At 57.8% G+C, this 16,421-nt stretch carries 15 protein-coding genes; 7 read left to right on the top strand and 8 right to left on the bottom strand.

Annotation, left to right across the window (positions count from 1 at the left end; translation table 11 throughout):
- Positions 1-86: 86 nt before the first annotated feature.
- The 8 genes from ACX80Z_RS08985 to dnaA all read right to left on the bottom strand — a co-directional run bounded on the left by ACX80Z_RS08985 (position 87) and on the right by dnaA (position 11,406).
- Positions 87-623, bottom strand: a complete 537-nt coding sequence (locus tag ACX80Z_RS08985) for a DUF3566 domain-containing protein (protein WP_019482043.1) — start codon at positions 621-623, stop codon at positions 87-89.
- Entirely contained in the window at positions 620-3,241 is a 2,622-nt protein-coding gene (gyrA, locus tag ACX80Z_RS08980; RefSeq protein WP_019482044.1) for a DNA gyrase subunit A, read from the bottom strand. Before gyrA ends, ACX80Z_RS08985 begins: the two co-directional genes overlap by 4 nt.
- A gap of 70 nt (positions 3,242-3,311) precedes the next feature.
- Positions 3,312-5,381: a DNA topoisomerase (ATP-hydrolyzing) subunit B gene (gyrB, locus tag ACX80Z_RS08975; protein WP_116778032.1), complete on the bottom strand. Its 2,070-nt coding sequence runs from the start codon at positions 5,379-5,381 to the stop codon at positions 3,312-3,314.
- A 294-nt stretch (positions 5,382-5,675) separates the two neighbouring features.
- Positions 5,676-6,215: a DciA family protein gene (locus ACX80Z_RS08970; protein ID WP_024475661.1), complete on the bottom strand. Its 540-nt coding sequence runs from the start codon at positions 6,213-6,215 to the stop codon at positions 5,676-5,678.
- Positions 6,216-6,237: 22 nt separating this feature from the next.
- Complete coding sequence (gene recF, locus ACX80Z_RS08965) at positions 6,238-7,413, bottom strand: DNA replication/repair protein RecF (protein ID WP_459315602.1); 1,176 nt, start codon at positions 7,411-7,413, stop codon at positions 6,238-6,240.
- Between the two features lie 10 nt (positions 7,414-7,423).
- Positions 7,424-8,389: a phosphogluconate dehydrogenase (NAD(+)-dependent, decarboxylating) gene (gnd, locus tag ACX80Z_RS08960; RefSeq protein WP_347693137.1), complete on the bottom strand. Its 966-nt coding sequence runs from the start codon at positions 8,387-8,389 to the stop codon at positions 7,424-7,426.
- Positions 8,385-9,506, bottom strand: a complete 1,122-nt coding sequence (gene dnaN / locus ACX80Z_RS08955) for a DNA polymerase III subunit beta (protein ID WP_024475659.1) — start codon at positions 9,504-9,506, stop codon at positions 8,385-8,387. The genes gnd and dnaN overlap by 5 nt, the downstream gene beginning before the upstream one ends.
- Positions 9,507-9,960: 454 nt before the next feature.
- Positions 9,961-11,406 carry a chromosomal replication initiator protein DnaA gene (gene dnaA, locus ACX80Z_RS08950; protein ID WP_051317584.1) on the bottom strand — a complete coding sequence of 482 codons (1,446 nt, stop codon included), beginning with the start codon at positions 11,404-11,406 and terminating at the stop codon, positions 9,961-9,963.
- A gap of 394 nt (positions 11,407-11,800) precedes the next feature.
- Here dnaA and rpmH point away from each other — a divergent pair, with 394 nt between their 5' ends.
- The 7 genes from rpmH (at position 11,801) to ACX80Z_RS08915 (ending at position 16,126) form a co-directional block, all read left to right on the top strand.
- Positions 11,801-11,938, top strand: a complete 138-nt coding sequence (gene rpmH / locus ACX80Z_RS08945) for a 50S ribosomal protein L34 (protein WP_022892375.1) — start codon at positions 11,801-11,803, stop codon at positions 11,936-11,938.
- 82 nt (positions 11,939-12,020) lie between these two features.
- The gene (rnpA, locus tag ACX80Z_RS08940; RefSeq protein WP_083850837.1) at positions 12,021-12,374 is read left to right on the top strand and encodes a ribonuclease P protein component; all 354 of its coding nucleotides are present in this window, start codon (positions 12,021-12,023) and stop codon (positions 12,372-12,374) included.
- Positions 12,371-12,718, top strand: a complete 348-nt coding sequence (yidD, locus tag ACX80Z_RS08935) for a membrane protein insertion efficiency factor YidD (protein ID WP_024475657.1) — start codon at positions 12,371-12,373, stop codon at positions 12,716-12,718. Before rnpA ends, yidD begins: the two co-directional genes overlap by 4 nt.
- A 13-nt stretch (positions 12,719-12,731) precedes the next feature.
- The gene (gene yidC / locus ACX80Z_RS08930) at positions 12,732-13,694 is read left to right on the top strand and encodes a membrane protein insertase YidC (RefSeq protein ID WP_019482052.1); all 963 of its coding nucleotides are present in this window, start codon (positions 12,732-12,734) and stop codon (positions 13,692-13,694) included.
- A complete protein-coding gene (locus tag ACX80Z_RS08925; RefSeq protein WP_024475656.1) occupies positions 13,691-14,248 on the top strand; it encodes a Jag family protein in 558 nt (185 codons plus the stop codon). The genes yidC and ACX80Z_RS08925 overlap by 4 nt, the downstream gene beginning before the upstream one ends.
- A gap of 25 nt (positions 14,249-14,273) precedes the next feature.
- On the top strand, positions 14,274-14,906 hold the full coding sequence (rsmG, locus tag ACX80Z_RS08920) for a 16S rRNA (guanine(527)-N(7))-methyltransferase RsmG (RefSeq protein ID WP_024475655.1): 633 nt from the start codon (positions 14,274-14,276) through the stop codon (positions 14,904-14,906).
- Positions 14,907-15,166: 260 nt separating this feature from the next.
- A complete protein-coding gene (locus tag ACX80Z_RS08915) occupies positions 15,167-16,126 on the top strand; it encodes a ParA family protein (RefSeq protein ID WP_192813065.1) in 960 nt (319 codons plus the stop codon).
- Positions 16,127-16,421 lie beyond the last annotated feature (295 nt).

Below are 16,421 nucleotides of genomic sequence, written 5' to 3'. Positions count from 1 at the left end.
CGAAGCCTGTTCGGGCCGAAATACGACTTTACAGGAGTATCTCGGCAATCATCAAATCGTCCGGAAACAGGCGTCCCCCGGCGGGGTTAATCGTCGGTGAGGGTAACACCAATTCCGCCAACCAGGGTTGATGAAATGTTGTAAAGGACCGCCGAAAGCATCGCCAGAGCGGTCAAAAGCACCACGTTCACCACCGCGATGATTGTTGCGAAAGAGACCACTTGGCCCAGGGAGGCGAACTGGCGAAGGTCAAAACCGCCACTTTCGGTGCCGGCTATTTCGCGAAGCAGATCATTCACGCCATCGAAAATTCCGGTGAGATCCAAAACCGTCCAAATGACAATGGCCGCGACAACCGTGACAATACCCAGGGCTACGGACAGGAGGAATGACATCTTCAGCACAGACCAAGGGTCAACCTTACTGACCAGGAGTCTCGCCTTGCGGGCCTTGGCCTTGGGCGCTGGTTTCACCAGACCTGGCCGGGCGCCGGCCGGTTTGGATCCTGAAGTGGCACCCGCTGGACGCTGGGGTGGCCGTGCGGGAGCATTCACGCGGGGCCCGGTGCCGGTCTGTTTGACCGATCCTCCGGCTGCCCGTGGGTTTGAGTTAGGCGAACTCACTCGGTACCTCCATTATCTGGTGACTGTGCTTCCAGCTCAGCCGTCTCTTCTGAGGTCAACGGTACTTCATCGGTTGTTGCCCCTGCGGATTCGATGCTCTCCCCCGTCACGTCAACACCCCCGTCGTCGACCGTGAGTCCCCGTTCACTGTTGCGGGCGACGGCTATGATTCGATCCTTCTTGTCAGGCTTTGCGAAGATGACACCCATCGTGTCCCGGCCCTTGGCTGGCACCCCAGTCACCGCTGAGCGCACCACCTTGCCACCACCCATCACGACCAGGACTTCGTCTTCTTCCTGGACAATCAGGGCACCCACAAGGTCTCCGCGTTCCTCCGCGAGCTTGGCAACCTTGATCCCCAGGCCGCCACGACCCTGTACCCGATACTCCTCAACCTTGGTGCGCTTCGCGAACCCACCCTCGGTGACAATGAAAACGAAGGATTCGTCAGTGACCACGTTGGCGGCCAGTAGTTCATCTTCTTCGCGGAACTTCATTCCGGTGACACCCGAAGTTGCCCGACCCATGGGCCGCAAAGCGTCGTTCGTCGCGGTAAACCGGAGGGACTGACCCTTCCTGGAAACGAGCATCATATCGTCGCTCTCGGAGACCAGCTGCGCGGAGACCAGTTCGTCGCCGTCGCGCAGGTTGATCGCGATCACTCCGGCCGTCCGGTTGGTGTCGTAATCCTCAAGTCTGGTCTTCTTCGCGAGTCCGCGCTTGGTTGCCAACACCAGATAAGGGGACTGCTGGTAATCCCGGAGATCGAGCACCTGTGCAATCGATTCGTCGGGTTGGAACGCCAGCAGATTCGCGACATGCTGACCCTTCGCGTCGCGCCCAGCCTCAACCAACTCGTAAGCCTTCGCCCGATACACCCGTCCCAGGTTGGTGAAGAAAAGTAGCCAGTGGTGGGTGGTAGTGACGAAGAAGTGCTCGACTACGTCGTCGCCGCGTAGTTGTGCTCCCTTGATGCCCTTCCCGCCGCGGGCTTGCTGGCGGTAGTTGTCACTACGGGTCCGCTTCACATAGCCACCGCGGGTGATGGTGACGACCATCTCCTCTTCAGGGATCAGATCTTCCATGCTCATATCCGAGTCGAAACCCATGAGGATCTCAGTGCGCCGGTCATCGCCATGCTTGTCGACTATTTCGCGGAGCTCAGTGGAGACAATATCCCGTTGCAGTTGCTTCGACGCGAGAATCTTCTGGTACTCGGTTATCTCGGCTTCGAGTTTGGCATGCTGGTCCTGGATCTTCTGACGTTCCAGGGCCGCCAGGCGACGCAGTTGCATATCCAGAATTGCCTGAGCCTGGATTTCATCGATCTCGAGCAAGCCCATGAGCCCGTTGCGGGCATCTTCGACCGTCGAGGATCGTCGGATCAGGGCGATTACCTCATCAAGTGCGTCGAGAGCCTTCAGCAGACCCCGCAGAATATGGGCCGCCTCTTCGGCCTTCCGCAACCGGTACTGGGTGCGCCGGACAATAACCTCAAGCTGGTGGGTCACCCAGTGACGAATGAAGGCATCCAGGCTCAGCGTACGTGGCACATCGTCGACAATAGCCAGCATGTTCGCGCTGAAGTTGTCCTGCAGCTGGGTGTGTTTGTACAGGTTATTCAGGACCACCTTCGCGACGGCGTCCCGCTTGAGCACAACCACCAACCGCTGGCCGGTGCGGCCCGATGTCTCGTCACGAAGGTCGGCGATACCGTTGACCTTCCCGTCCTTGACCAGGTCGGCAATCTTGATCGCCAGATTGTCGGGGTTTGCCTGGTAGGGCAATTCGGTGACAACCAAACAGGTGCGACCCTGAATTTCCTCGACGTTGACGACAGCCCGCATGGTGATCGACCCACGGCCCGTGCGGTAGGCATCTTCGATGCCCTTATGGCCCAGGATTTGCGCTCCGGTGGGGAAATCCGGTCCTTTTATTCGCAGCAGAAGTTCTTCAAGGAGTTCTTCCTTGGTTGCCTCGGGGTTTTCGAGGTACCACTGGACGCCTGAGGCGACTTCGCGAAGGTTATGCGGTGGGATGTTGGTTGCCATGCCGACGGCGATACCCGACGATCCGTTGACCAGCAGGTTGGGGAACCGTGCCGGAAGGATGGTCGGTTCCTGGTTCTTGCCGTCATAGTTGTCCTGGAAATCGACGGTTTCCTCGTCAATATCCCGGACCATTTCCATGGCGAGCGGCGCCATCTTGGTTTCGGTGTAACGAGGCGCAGCAGCACCATCATTACCCGGCGAACCAAAGTTTCCCTGACCCAGGGCGAGCGGGTACCGCATGGTCCAGTCCTGGATGAGCCGGACCAACGCATCGTAGATGGCCGTATCACCATGCGGGTGGTACTGCCCCATGACCTCGCCCACCACGCGCGCACACTTGTTGAAGGATCGGTCCGGTCGGTAGCCGCCGTCGAACATCGCGTAGAGAACCCGCCGGTGGACGGGCTTCAGCCCGTCACGGACGTCGGGAAGCGCCCGCCCAACAATCACTGCCATCGCATAATCCAGGTACGACCGCTGCATTTCCGTCTGCAGGTCGACTTGCTCTATTCGATCGGAGAGGACCCGTCCTTCGAGGGGGAGATCGGGGGTTTCTTCGTCGCTCATACGTCAGTTCCGTTCAGTTCTAAGTGCCAAGGCGTTGGAGATGGCGATTACCGTCGATCGCCGAAACTCCCTAAATGTCGAGGAATCTAACGTCCTTCGCGTTCTGCTGGATGAAGTTCCGTCGTGATTCAACGTCTTCACCCATCAGGACCGAGAAAATCTGATCCGCTGCGGCCGCATCGTCGACCGTCACCTGAAGCAGGGTGCGATTGTCGGGGTCCATGGTGGTTTCCCAAAGCTCGGTGTAGTTCATCTCCCCGAGCCCCTTGTACCGCTGTACACCGTTGTCCTTGGGCAATCGCTGGTTGTTGGCCAGGCCCATTTTGATGACTTCATCCCTCTCACGGTCGCTGAACACGTAGGAGTGGGTCGCGTTGGACCATTTGATCCTGTAGAGCGGTGGCTGCGCCAGATAGACGTAGCCGTTCTCGATCAGGGGGCGCATATAGCGGAACAACAAGGTCAGCAGCAGCGTGGTGATGTGCTGCCCATCAACGTCGGCGTCGGCCATGAGAACGATCTTGTGATAACGCGCCTTGGCGACGTCGAAATCCTCACCGATCCCGGCACCAAAGGCTGTGATCATGGCCTGGACTTCACTGTTCCCGAGCGCACGATCAAGCCTGGCTCGTTCAACGTTGAGGATCTTGCCGCGCAGCGGCAGGATGGCCTGGGTATCGGGGTTACGTCCACGGACGGCCGAACCGCCTGCAGAGTCGCCCTCGACGATGTAGATTTCAGACTTCGATGGGTCCTTCGACTGGCAGTCCTTGAGCTTTCCGGGCATCCCACCGGATTCGAGCAGACCTTTGCGTCGGGTGGATTCACGAGCCTTGCGCGCTGCGAGCCGTGCCTGCGCCGCTTGAATCGATTTGCGGATGACGTCTCTGGCAGGGCCGGGGTTCCGTTCCAACCAGTCGCCCAGCTGATCGGTGACTACGCGCTGGACAAAGCCTTTGGCTTCGGAATTCCCCAGCTTGGTCTTCGTCTGTCCTTCGAACTGTGGTTCGGAGAGCTTCACCGAGATGACCGCGGTCAGTCCTTCTCGAATATCATCACCGGTCAGGTTTTCGTCTTTTTCCTTGATGATGTTCTTGTCTCGCGCGTACCGGTTGATCAATGAAGTCATGGCCGCGCGGAAACCCTCTTCGTGGGTGCCACCCTCGTGCGTATTGATCGTGTTCGCGTAGGTGTGGACACTTTCCGAATAGGCGCTGGTCCACTGCATTGCTACTTCGACTGCGATCTTGCGGTCGGTGTCTTCGGTCTCGAATCCGATGACGTCCTCATGGATGACGTCCACACGCTTTGCCGAGTTCAGGTGGTTGACGTAATCAAGCAGCCCGTTCTCGTACATGTAGTCAACCTGGCGGTGCTTCGGCGTATCCTCGCCGGAGGTCCCTGCATCCGACGTTTCAGCGATCTCCTCGGTTTCCACCTCGTCAACCCGTTCGTCGACCAGCATGATCCGAAGCCCCTTGTTGAGGAACGCCATTTGCTGGAAGCGGGCCCTTAGTGTTTCGAAGTCGAACTCCACCGTCTCAAAAATGGAGGCGTCCGGGTAGAACGTCTGGGTGGTTCCCGTTTCGGTGGTTTCAGCTCCACGGCGGAGCTCTCCTACCGGCTTTCCGCCATCAGCGAAGGACTGGTTCCAGACATACCCCTGACGCTTCACCTCGGTTTCCACCCGGGAGGACAAAGCATTGACTACGGAGATGCCTACCCCATGGAGACCGCCAGACACGGCATACCCACCACCACCGAACTTTCCGCCGGCATGCAGGATGGTCATGACGACCTCGACGGTGGGGCGCCCCTCAGTGGGGTGCATATCAACAGGGATGCCACGGCCGTTATCAACCACCCGGACACCGCCATCAGCCTGTAGCGTCACCCTGATGGTGTCGCAATACCCGGCAAGAGCCTCATCGACAGAGTTGTCGACCACCTCATTCACCAGATGATGGAGGCCTCGGGGGCCGGTCGAACCGATATACATGCCGGGTCGTTTACGAACCGCTTCAAGACCCTCGAGGACGCTGATATCGCTTGCGTCGTATCCGGTGGTCCCATTTTGGGCTCCTGCAGCGGACTGCGGATTGCCCTGGGTTTTGGCGTCCAGCTCGTTGTCATTAGCCACAGGCGCTGTCGGCTCCTCAAAGGTAGGAATCTGGGTCAAAAAAAGCTTCGCTGTTGACACCTGCGGAGCAGGTAACAGATCGAAGGCATCCCCTCAGGAATGCCATTTCCCATCATTCTACCTTGCCGTCGTGGACAATACCTCACTGAACAGGCCTCTAATGGCGAATAAAGCCGCATATAAGCCGTCGGGAGGGCGGCAGCTAAGGCCGGATACCTCCAGCGGGGAGTTCAGGGCCCTACACGGCGTTTACCGAACTGGCAATAGACCCATCCCTCGGAGTCCTACAGGGCCTTATCCATAGGTGTCGCGTGGCCCTCTTCCCTTGACGGACCGGCCACCTTTCCTCCAGTTGGGGGAAGCCGGCCCGAGTACCGAGATGCGGGTGACGACGCCGCTGCCCAACTCGGCATCAAACCTTTGAATTAGCATCGGGCTGATCAATCTGAGCTGTGTAGCCCAGGCAGTAGAGTCACAGCGAACGAGCACGGTACTCCCGTCAAAACTTTCGGGCCTGCAGTGCAATGCGATCTCCGGTCCGACGAGTTCATCCCACCGGGCAAGCACCGAGCCCACCGCCACTGGGGATTTCCACCCGCGTTCACTAAGCAGCCGACTAAAGACATTTCCCAACCCCTCGGGATCACGGCCCGTATAGGTGATGGACCCTGGCGCCCGCCGTTTGGGGCTTGCCACACCACGCCGTCCGGCGGGTAACCGGGTGTTTCCGCGGCTTCGTGAGGCATCGCGGACTCTGTTCAACAATGATTGCGGAGCATCCAGATAGGGTTCCCCGCCCCCAGCCTGATCGTCTTCGGGCGAGTCTTCCGGCACGGTTCCCTCCGGACGAGGGTTCCTAGGTTCCACTACTGACCAGGCCTCCCGGCACCACCTGGAACTGGTGTCCAACTAGGGATTCGGGAATATCATCGCTGACAGCAGCAGTAACCAGGACCTGTTCAGCTCCACCGACGATTGCCGCAAGTTTCTTCCGCCTACTGGCGTCCAACTCAGCGAACACATCGTCGAGAATGAGTACGGGGGTTGCTCCGGGGGTGTGGTCATCCTCAATCAAGAGATAATACGACCCCAGTCTGAGGGCGAGAGCCAGCGACCAGGTTTCACCATGTGAGGCATACCCCTTGGCAACGGTCCCACCGAGCACGAGGTCGACATCATCCCGATGGGGTCCAACGAGCGATATCCCGCGGTCAAGCTCCTTCTTCCGGTGGACCAGAAGCACTGCGATAAATTTCTCAGTCAGTTCTTCCACACTTAATGAACTCAAGGTGTCATCTTCGTTGGCACCCCCGCCGTCGTCGTCGGCTCCCGACAGGGACGACCGGTACGTCGCTACCGCAACCTTGGATCCGTCGGTGAGCTGGTGATATGCCCGCTCCAGATGCGGCTTTAGCTGACCCAGCACGACGAGTCGGGCATGCAATAACCTGGCGCCAGCTTCCGCGAGGTGCTGATCCCATACATCGAGCGTCGCTTCATGGGAGGCAGTGAACTTTCCGCTGGCCCGTGCCGATTTCAGCAATGCATTCCGCTGTTTGAGGACCCGCTCATAATCGGCGCTGATTCCCGCCCGGTGTGGGAGCAGAGTCACCATCAGATCATCCAGAAATCGCCGCCGGTTGGAAGGATCACCTTTCACCAGTGCAAGGTCTTCCGGCGCAAAAAGTACAGTACGGAGGATGCCAGCCGCGTCGCTCGCCCTGACCGGGTTCGCACGATTTATCCGTGCGCGGTTACTCCGATCAGCGTTGATCTCAACCTCGACGCTGGTGGTTTGGGTTCCGCGAACCAGTCTTCCCCTGACCAGAGCACGCTCCGCGTTGAACGCGATCAGGGGTTTGTCTGAGCTCACCCGGTGCGAGGAAAGGGAAGCGAGATAGCCGATGGCCTCGACGATATTTGTCTTGCCCACGCCGTTGGGACCTACAAAGACTGTTACTCCCGCTTCCAGCGGCACTTCAACCTGGCTGTAGGTGCGGAAGTCCGTCAGGGACAGATGCTGAACGTACATGATGACCCACTCACGCGGATTCCTTGGGGGTGCGTACTGCATGTCCACCAAATTGGTTTCGGAGTGCAGCCACCATCTTCATCGCGGGGGCATCATCCTGGCGGGAGGAAAATCGTGCAAACAGCGCCGCAGTGATGGCGGGAACCGGAATTTCGCTGGCGATAGCTTCCTCTACAGTCCATCGTCCTTCGCCGGAATCCTCAACATAACCGGCGATCTTACTCAGCTCCGGATCCTCGTCGAGCGCCTTGACCAGCAGGTCAAGCAACCACGATCGGACGACCGTTCCATGTTGCCAGGCCTGGAAGGTGCCATGAACATCCTTGATGATGTCTTTCGCTGCCAACAGTTCATAACCCTCCGCATAAGACTGCATCAGGCCGTATTCGATCCCGTTGTGAACCATTTTTGCGTAGTGCCCAGCGCCTACGTCACCGACGTGCACAAAGCTTTCTTCCCGGAGGCCATCCGGACGTAAGGCGTCGAAGACAGGGAGAGCCCGCTGCACATCGGCGTCGGCTCCGCCCACCATCAGCCCATAGCCATTTTCGAGGCCCCAAACGCCACCGGAAACACCACAGTCGACGAAAGCAATATTCTTTTTCGCAAGCAACGCCGCGTTCTCTTGGTCATCGGTGAAGCGTGAGTTGCCGCCATCAATCACCAGGTCCCCAGGTTCCAGCAGCTCGGCGAGATCGCGGATCACAGATTTGGTGATCTCTCCAGCGGGGACCATCACCCAGATCACGCGCGGTGTCTGGACCGCAGATACCAGACCGTCGAGAGAACCGACGTCTGAAAGATCTGGGTTTCTATCGAATCCGGTAACGGTCAGCCCTTTTCGGCGAAGCCTTTCCCGCATGTTGAAACCCATTTTGCCGAGTCCGATGAGGCCAATGTGCATTTCCGCTTCGCTTCCTGAGGACGGGGACTGGGACCTACCCGACGTTTCTGTGTCGCTGGTGAACTTATCAATTGGCCATTCGGACCGGCATCAGCAGGTATCGGTAGTCCGTACGGTCTTCCCCGGTCGCGTCTTCCTGTGCGGAGATGACCACGGGCTTCGGGGGTGTGGTGAAGGAGAACCGAACAAATTTGCTGTTGAAGGCGCCCAGGCCCTCGCTGAGATAATGCGGGTTGAAAGCGACCGTGATGTCGTCCCCATCCAAGGTGGCCTCGATTGCTTCAGAGGCCTGGGCGTCTTCGCCCGTACCCGCATCGAGCGTCACCTGTCCTGCGCTGAAGGCCATGCGGACAGCGGTATTTCGTTCGGCAACCAGCGAGACCCTGCGAACTGCCTCGACCAGCACACCGGTCTCGACAGTCGCGTGGATGGGTGTGCTTTCCGGGAACAACGCCCGAATCTTGGGGTAGTCGCCATCGACCAAGAGCGATGTAGTTCGGCGTCCCCCGCTTTCAAAGCCGATCAATTCCCGGTCGTTTGAAAGGGCAATGCTCAGATCGCCGGCACTTCCAAGGGTTTTCGCTACTTCGTTGAGTGTTTTGGCCTTTACCAGTGCGCTAGTGGAGATTCCGGGCGTTCTGGGTTTCCAGGACACTTCGCGCAGCGCGAGCCGGTATCGGTCTGTGGCAAGGAGGGTAATCAGGTCATCTTCAATTTCCATCCGCACACCCGTGAGGATGGGCAGTGTGTCATCCCGGCTTGCAGCGATGATGACCTGGGAGACGGCTTGTGAGAAAGCGTCTCCGTCGACAACTCCGCTTACTTCTGGCGGGGTCGGAAGTTCGGGATACTCACCCTCCGGCATTGTTGCCAGGTTGAATCGGCTATTGCGGCAAGTCAACGTCACCTTGGTGCCTTCAGTTTCCACCTCGACAGGGGCCGAAGGAAGGCTACGGCAGATGTCAGCCAAGAGACGCCCGGACACCAGAATGGTCCCCTCTTCAGCTACATCAGCTGGGATCTCGAGCCGCGCAGAAATTTCGTAGTCGAAACTGGCAAGGCTAAGTGTTCCACCGGCTGCCTTAATCAAGAGACCCGACAGCACCGGCACAGGCGGACGGGGGGACAAGGAACGCGCCGTCCAGGTTACGGCCTCAGCTAGAACATCCCGCTCGACTCTGAATTTCACTGAAGGGTGCCGCCTTTCTCAACATAATTCTCGGGAAGATTGCTTGGCCAACGGGGGAAAGGACTCAGCCGGAGGGCAAGGAACTACATTACTCACAGAAAGCTTAGCCTGACTGCCGCCGGGCGGTTTTCGGGAGCTCCGGGTTTGTTTGGCCGGGATCGGAGCGTGGGTGGGTGAGCGGGAAAATGTTATTTGGAAGAACCCTTGGATTTAAGGTTCGTAGTCGTAGTAACACCTGTTGAAACTGTGGATAACTGCCTCACACTACGCAGGTACAGGCAACAGCCTGTTGAGAAGTTGTGTATAGAGAAGCCTTGGAGGCGCGGGGGGTTGTGGGGAAAATCCTTGAAAGTTAGCGGGTCCACAGGCTCTGGGGGGTTGTCCTCATTAACATCGCTGTTGTTCGACCAGTTATCCACAGTTCTATCCACACCTGTTAATACCACTTGTGTAGTTAGGCGTCTTTCCGGCGATGTTTGATCCTGTTGGTCAGTTCGGTGACCTGATTGAAGATTGCGCGGCGTTCGGCCATGAGTTCACGGATCTTCCGGTCGGCGTGGATCACTGTGGTGTGATCGCGACCTCCCAGCTCCTGGCCAATCTTTGGGAGTGACATGTCGGTGAGCTCCCTGCAGAGATACATTGCGATCTGCCGCGCGGTCACGAGAGTCCGGGTACGGGATTTACTGCAGAGCTCCTCCATGCTGATCTGAAAGTAGTCGGCAGTTTGGGCCATGATCACGGCGGAGGTGATCTCTTGAGCGCCGTCGTCGGTGATGAGATCTTTGAGAACCACCTCAGCGAGTGTCACGTCCACTGGTTGACGATTCAGGCTGGCGAAGGCCGTGACGCGAATAAGCGCCCCCTCAAGTTCCCGGATATTGGTGGAGATTTTTGATGCGATGTACTCGAGCACATCGTCTGGAGCGCTCATTCCCTCACTGATCGCCTTCTTTCGGAGAATGGCGATTCTGGTTTCCAACTCCGGTGGCTGAATGTCGGTCAACAGACCCCACTCAAACCGTGATCTCATCCGTTCCTCGAACCCTGAGAGCTGTTTTGGGGGTAGATCTGAGGTGATGACCACTTGCTTGTTGTGATTGTGGAGGGCATTGAAGGTGTGGAAGAACTCTTCCTGGGTGCGGTCCTTACCGGAGAGGAACTGGATGTCGTCAATAAGGAGGATGTCGACGTTCCGGTAAGTCTGTTTGAAGCTTGTGCCCTCGTCATCGCGGATCGAGTTGATGAAGTCGTTGGTGAACTCCTCCGAATTGACGTAGCGCACCCGAATTCCTGTGTAGAGATGCCGGGCGTAATGACCGATGGCATGCAGGAGATGGGTTTTACCGAGCCCTGAGTCGCCGTAGATGAACAAGGGGTTGTAGGCCTTGGCGGGCGCCTCCGCAACAGCTACCGCTGCTGCATGGGCAAACCGGTTGGACGAACCGATCACGAAGGTATCGAAGACATACTTCGGGTTGAGACGACCGAACTCGTGAGAGTTGCTCGGCAGGGTTGGCGCGGGCTTGGCCTCTTCCCTGGCTGGTTCTGCGGTCTGTACTGGCTCGCTCTCGTCAACCTCGACCGGTGTGAGTTCGGGGTCGATAACGAAAGCGCACTGCAAATCCTCACGGAACACTTCCCGCAGCGCCTCGTCCAGGGCAGCCTTCAGGTGAGTCTGGAGAACCTCACGGGTCAGTTCGTTCGGGACTGCGACCAGGAGGGTAGTCCCGATCAACCCTTGAGCCTGGGCCAGTACAACGAATCCTCGCTGTCTGGGCGTGACCCTCTCATCGTGTTCCAGGGTGCGAATGACCTTGCGCCAGGAACTCCCTACATCATTAATCTCGTCCGGGCCCACAAATACCTCTCCACCATGTCCATCGAAAACGGCCCTCATCCACAGAGTTATGCACAGCTGGTGGATAAACGACCCTTGGGCAAGACTAGAGGATGGGTACTGGAGAAGATAGCTGGTCTACGGGGCTGAGCGGGTGTGCTTTAGGGCCCTCGCCGGCCCGTGAGATGGGGCCTTAACCAAGGTTGTCCACAGATTTGTGGATTTAGCCCTCGACCTCTCCCTGCCGCTCGGTTTGACTGGCCTGTGTGCAGTCGCCTAACGTTATGTAGTCCTATATGTCTGCATTCTGCATGCCTGCGAATTGATCGACGATCAAACAAACCCGCTGGCCTCTGCATCAGCCGCAGATATCAAAACGTCGAATCGCCAGTCTGTTCTTCCCCCTTGTAGCAACGGACCGGACGCATCCTAAGATTGTCTTGGAGTAAATACAGTGAGCAAGCGGACCTTTCAGCCGAATAACCGCCGCCGGGCTAAGAAGCACGGTTTTCGCCTTCGGATGCGCACACGCGCCGGCCGAGCCATCCTTTCAGCGCGCCGCGGCAAAGGCCGCACCGAGCTGTCAGCATAAGCAGCCCCAGCTAGCTTGAAGACGTGGGTTCGCCAGGCGATACATAACGCCACGGCAACCCGGCCGGTTCGGACACTTTGACATGTTGACTCGAATCAACAGGGTCCGAACGGCCTCCGACTTCACCTATACCGTACGTTCCGGCTCCCGCTCTGGGCGCCGGAACTTGGTGTTATATGCGGTAACTACCTCCGCAGATGAACCCAGCAGGTTCGGGTTCATCGTCTCAAAGGGCGTGGGGAACGCAGTGACACGAAACCTCGTTAAGAGGAGACTAAGACAAATGGCTGCGTCAGCCTTATCCCGGCATTCCAGTGGATTGGCGGTGGTGGTTCGAGCGCTGCCGCCTGCCGCTGATGCAACCTGGAGTCAGCTCGCTAGTGACTTCGACCGGGCACTTGATTCGGCATCCAGCAGGAAGAGAGGCAGCACATGACCACGGCTGCCTCTGGCGTTTCGCTGCTCCGTGAATTCCCCGGGAACGCGATGATCGCTGTTTTGAAGGCTTATCGGGTGGTTATTTCCCCGCTATATGGCCAGGTCTGTAGATTTTTCCCCTCCTGCTCCGCCTACGCGCTGGAAGCAGTGACGGTCCATGGAGCGGTCAAGGGCGGCAGTCTTGCCGTTCGTCGGATCTGCCGCTGCCATCCCTGGAACGACGGCGGGGTGGATCACGTGCCTGCCGGCGGAAGATCGTTCCCGGACGGAAAAATACCCAAAATTGTTGTGCTGAATCATCCTGTGATTCCCGCTGATGACGAAAGCCGCTCGGCGGCCTGAGGAGCAAATAGCTATGGACTTCTTCAATACGATCCTCTTCCCGTTCCAGTGGTTGGTGTCGTGGATCATGACGTTCTTCCACGACGGCTTCACCTTCCTCGGCATGGACGCGGCGTCTGGCTGGACCTGGACCCTGTCCATCGTGGGTCTCGTGGTGGTGATCCGTGCGGCCCTCATCCCAGTTTTCGTCAAACAGATTAAAGCTCAGCGCGGCATGCAGGCACTCCAGCCTGATCTGAGGAAACTGCAGAAGAAATACAAGGGTAAAACAGACCAGCTGTCGCGGCAGGCGATGACCCAAGAGCAGATGGCGCTGTATAAGAAGCATGGCACCAACCCGTTCGCGGCCTGTCTCCCCATCCTGATCCAGATGCCGTTCTTCTTTGCACTTTTCACGGTGCTCAACGGTGTGTCCAAGGCATCCGAGACTGGGGAAACAATCGGTGCCATGACCACCGAAGAAGTCCGGCAGTTCGATGACGCATCAATATTCGGCGCACCTCTTTCGTCCACGTTCCTGGGCAGCTTTGGGGACAACGCGAACGTCAGCGTGATCATTCTGTCGGTGATCATGATTTTGGCGATGACCGGGTCACAGTTCATAACGCAGAAACAGATCATGGCGAAGAACATGTCTGAAGAGGCAATGCAAAGCCCCTTTATGCGTCAGCAAAAGCTCATGCTGTACATCCTGCCTTTGGTGTTTGGTATTGGCGGTATCAACTTTCCGATTGGCGTGCTTATTTACTGGACCACGACCAACATCTGGACGATGGCTCAGCAGTTCTATGTGATCCGAAAAATGCCCACTCCAGGGTCGCCTGCGGCGAAGGCGCTTGCCGAGCGACGTGCGAAGAAGGGGCTTCCGATGACCCCCCTGCTTGGCGAGAAGAACGCCGATCCAGCGTCTGAAGAGGTCATTGAGACCAAGGGTCAGCGCACACAGCCCCAGCGTAAGAACAGGAAGAAAAAATGACAGCTGAGAGTGCACCGGCGGACGGCGTGGAAGAAGTGGTCGACTCAGCTGGCGAGGCCGGTGATTCATCGGCAACTATCAGTCGGCTCGAGGATGAGGGTGATGTTGCAGCGGATTACCTGGAGGAGCTACTGGACATCGCCGATATCGACGGAGATATCGACATTGAGGTTCGGAACGGGCGTACCTACATCTCGATCGTCTCCGAGGATCCAGACGGTGGCGCACTAAGCGGTTTGGTTGGAAAAGATGGTGAGGTGTTGGAGGCTCTGCAGGAACTGGCTCGGCTCTCGGTTCTCACATCGACGGACAACCGGTCACGACTGGTGCTCGATATTGACGGGTTCCGTGAGGTGCGGGGCAAAGAGCTACGCACCATTGCGGTGGATGCGGTGAACAAGGCCAAGGAATCGGGCGAGGAGGTCGCCCTGGAGCCTATGTCTGCATATGAGCGCAAGATCGTTCATGATGTGGTCGCGGAGCTCGGCTCGATCAGCGAGTCGGAAGGTGAAGGGTCCGGGCGGCATATCGTTGTCTCACCGGCGGATTCCTAGGAATCCGGGAGTCGAGGCATACCTGATGGTGGAAATTAGTGAATCAGAACTTGCAGCTGCCCGATCAATCTTCGGTGACCGCCTCGGCTTGGCTGAGCGCTTCGTAGAGCATCTGGCGACGACCGGTATTGAACGTGGTCTGCTGGGACCGCGAGAGGTTCCACGGTTATGGAGCCGCCACGTCTTGAATTGTGCAGTGACTGCCGAACTGTTCCCAGCAGGGGCTGTGGTGGCAGATGTCGGCAGCGGTGCCGGATTGCCTGGCATAGCGTTGGCTATCGCCCGCCCCGACTTGTCCTTCACCCTTATCGAGCCACTCGAGCGTCGTGTCACCTGGCTCAATGAGGTAGTCGCCGATCTAGGTCTTGACAATGTCAAGGTGTTTCGCGGACGCGCGGAGGAGGCTGTAGGGAAGGTCTCGGCAACCGTCGTTACTGCTCGGGCCGTATCCGCGCTGGGGGGCCTTGCGACAATGACGATTCCCATTCTGGCTGGAAGCGGTCAGGTGTTGGCGATCAAGGGACAAAGTGCTGCTGAGGAAGTCAAAAAGGCCGCGAAACTGATCCGGAAGCTTGGTGGCCGGAATACCTCTGTAGTACAGGTCGGTGCCGGAGTATTGGACCAACCAACTACGGTCGTCCGTATCACCGTTGGGTAGTCTGCTTACAGCCCCTTCGAATCTTCACCAATAGCGCTTGTCCCGAGGTTCGTTCGAGCCAGTGACCGGTACTCTAGAAGTAGGACCGACCCCGGAATGCTGAAAGCGAGTTATCCTGCGTGACAACAAAAGACGCTGCGAAGCGAAGTCAATCCTTGCTATCAGCAGGGTCGCAGTTAGCTGTCACTCTTGGCGAAATACAACCAGAAGTGTTTGCTGATCCGGCAAATATGGGAATTGTTTCACGTGAAACCACTTTTATGGTGTCCAGTTCCCAGGCGGCACCGGTTCCTGCCCAAACGATTACCCCTAGCGCATCACCAAGGAATGTTATGGACGCGATGGACGACAGCACACCCCTGGCACGGGAGTTGGCCAGCGAGAACCGTCGCAGGGAAAAACTGAGCGGGCGTAGCCTTCCCAAACCTAGTGCTACCCGCACGTTGACGGTGAGCAATCAAAAAGGTGGCGTGGGGAAAACCACGACCACTGTCAACATTGCCGCAGCACTCGCGGCAGCGGGCCTGAATGTGCTGGTCATCGATATCGACCCTCAGGGCAATGCATCCACGGCCCTGGGGATTCCGCACCATGCAGAAGTCGACAGTATCTATGACGTGCTCATCGATGACCTCCCCCTCGGGGAAGTCGTAGTCCCGTGTCCTGATGTTCCGAAGCTCCTTTGTGCTCCTGCAACCATCCATCTTGCCGGCGCGGAGATCGAACTGGTATCGCTGGTGGCCAGGGAGCAGCGCCTGCGCCGGGCCATTGACCTCTACTCTCAGGAGCGCGAAGACCGTGGTGACGAACGGTTGGACTATGTCTTTATTGACTGTCCCCCAAGCCTGGGCCTCCTCACGGTAAACGCCTTTGTGGCCGCGAAGGAGGTTCTGATACCAATCCAGTGCGAATATTATGCATTGGAGGGTCTCAGTCAACTGCTGAAGAATATTGAGATGATCCAAAAGCACCTCAATGCTGAGTTAGTGGTATCTACAATCCTGCTGACAATGTATGACGGTAGGACAAACCTTGCAGCGCAGGTGGCTGCGGAGGTGCGAGAGCACTTTCCCAAACAGGTTTTGAAGGCCGTCGTACCGCGTTCGGTCAGGATCTCTGAGGCGCCGAGTTACCAACAGACGGTGATTACTTACGACCCGTCCTCGAGCGGTGCTCTGTCCTACCTTGAAGCAGCTTCGGAAATCGCCCTGCGCGGATAGCTAGCCTCAAGCCGTTTCACCACTTCCCGCAGTAGTGTGGGTATCAATAATCACCCGATGCGGATTGCTCTGCACTTTTGAAGGGACCTTGTCATGGCCGAAAAGCGACGCGGATTGGGACGTGGACTGGGAGCTCTCATTCCAAGCGCCCCGTCGAACGAAGAGACCTCGGGGATAGACTCTGTGACGCCGCGCAGCGGGCGGCCGGCTGATCTGTTTTTCCCATCAGCACCGCCCAGGGAGGAGGCGGAGGATTCCGTCTCGGGGTCTGCGCGTTCACAGCGACCCGCTTCTG

Source organism: Arthrobacter sp. TMT4-20 (genome assembly GCF_054510775.1).
The sequence above is the reverse complement of the archived record's forward strand: the minus strand, read 5'-3'. Positions and strand labels throughout refer to the sequence as shown.

What these genes read in the sequence shown, in the direction of transcription:
- gyrA (WP_019482044.1), bottom strand. Translation starts at nt 3,241, where the DNA reads ATGAGCGACGAAGAAACCCCCGATCTCCCCCTCGAAGGACGGGTCCTC.
- recF (WP_459315602.1), bottom strand. Translation starts at nt 7,413, where the DNA reads ATGTACGTTCAGCATCTGTCCCTGACGGACTTCCGCACCTACAGCCAG.
- dnaA (WP_051317584.1), bottom strand. Translation starts at nt 11,406, where the DNA reads ATGAGGGCCGTTTTCGATGGACATGGTGGAGAGGTATTTGTGGGCCCG.
- rnpA (WP_083850837.1), top strand. Translation starts at nt 12,021, where the DNA reads ATGTTGACTCGAATCAACAGGGTCCGAACGGCCTCCGACTTCACCTAT.
- yidD (WP_024475657.1), top strand. Translation starts at nt 12,371, where the DNA reads ATGACCACGGCTGCCTCTGGCGTTTCGCTGCTCCGTGAATTCCCCGGG.
- yidC (WP_019482052.1), top strand. Translation starts at nt 12,732, where the DNA reads ATGGACTTCTTCAATACGATCCTCTTCCCGTTCCAGTGGTTGGTGTCG.
- ACX80Z_RS08925 (WP_024475656.1), top strand. Translation starts at nt 13,691, where the DNA reads ATGACAGCTGAGAGTGCACCGGCGGACGGCGTGGAAGAAGTGGTCGAC.
- rsmG (WP_024475655.1), top strand. Translation starts at nt 14,274, where the DNA reads ATGGTGGAAATTAGTGAATCAGAACTTGCAGCTGCCCGATCAATCTTC.
- ACX80Z_RS08915 (WP_192813065.1), top strand. Translation starts at nt 15,167, where the DNA reads ATGGTGTCCAGTTCCCAGGCGGCACCGGTTCCTGCCCAAACGATTACC.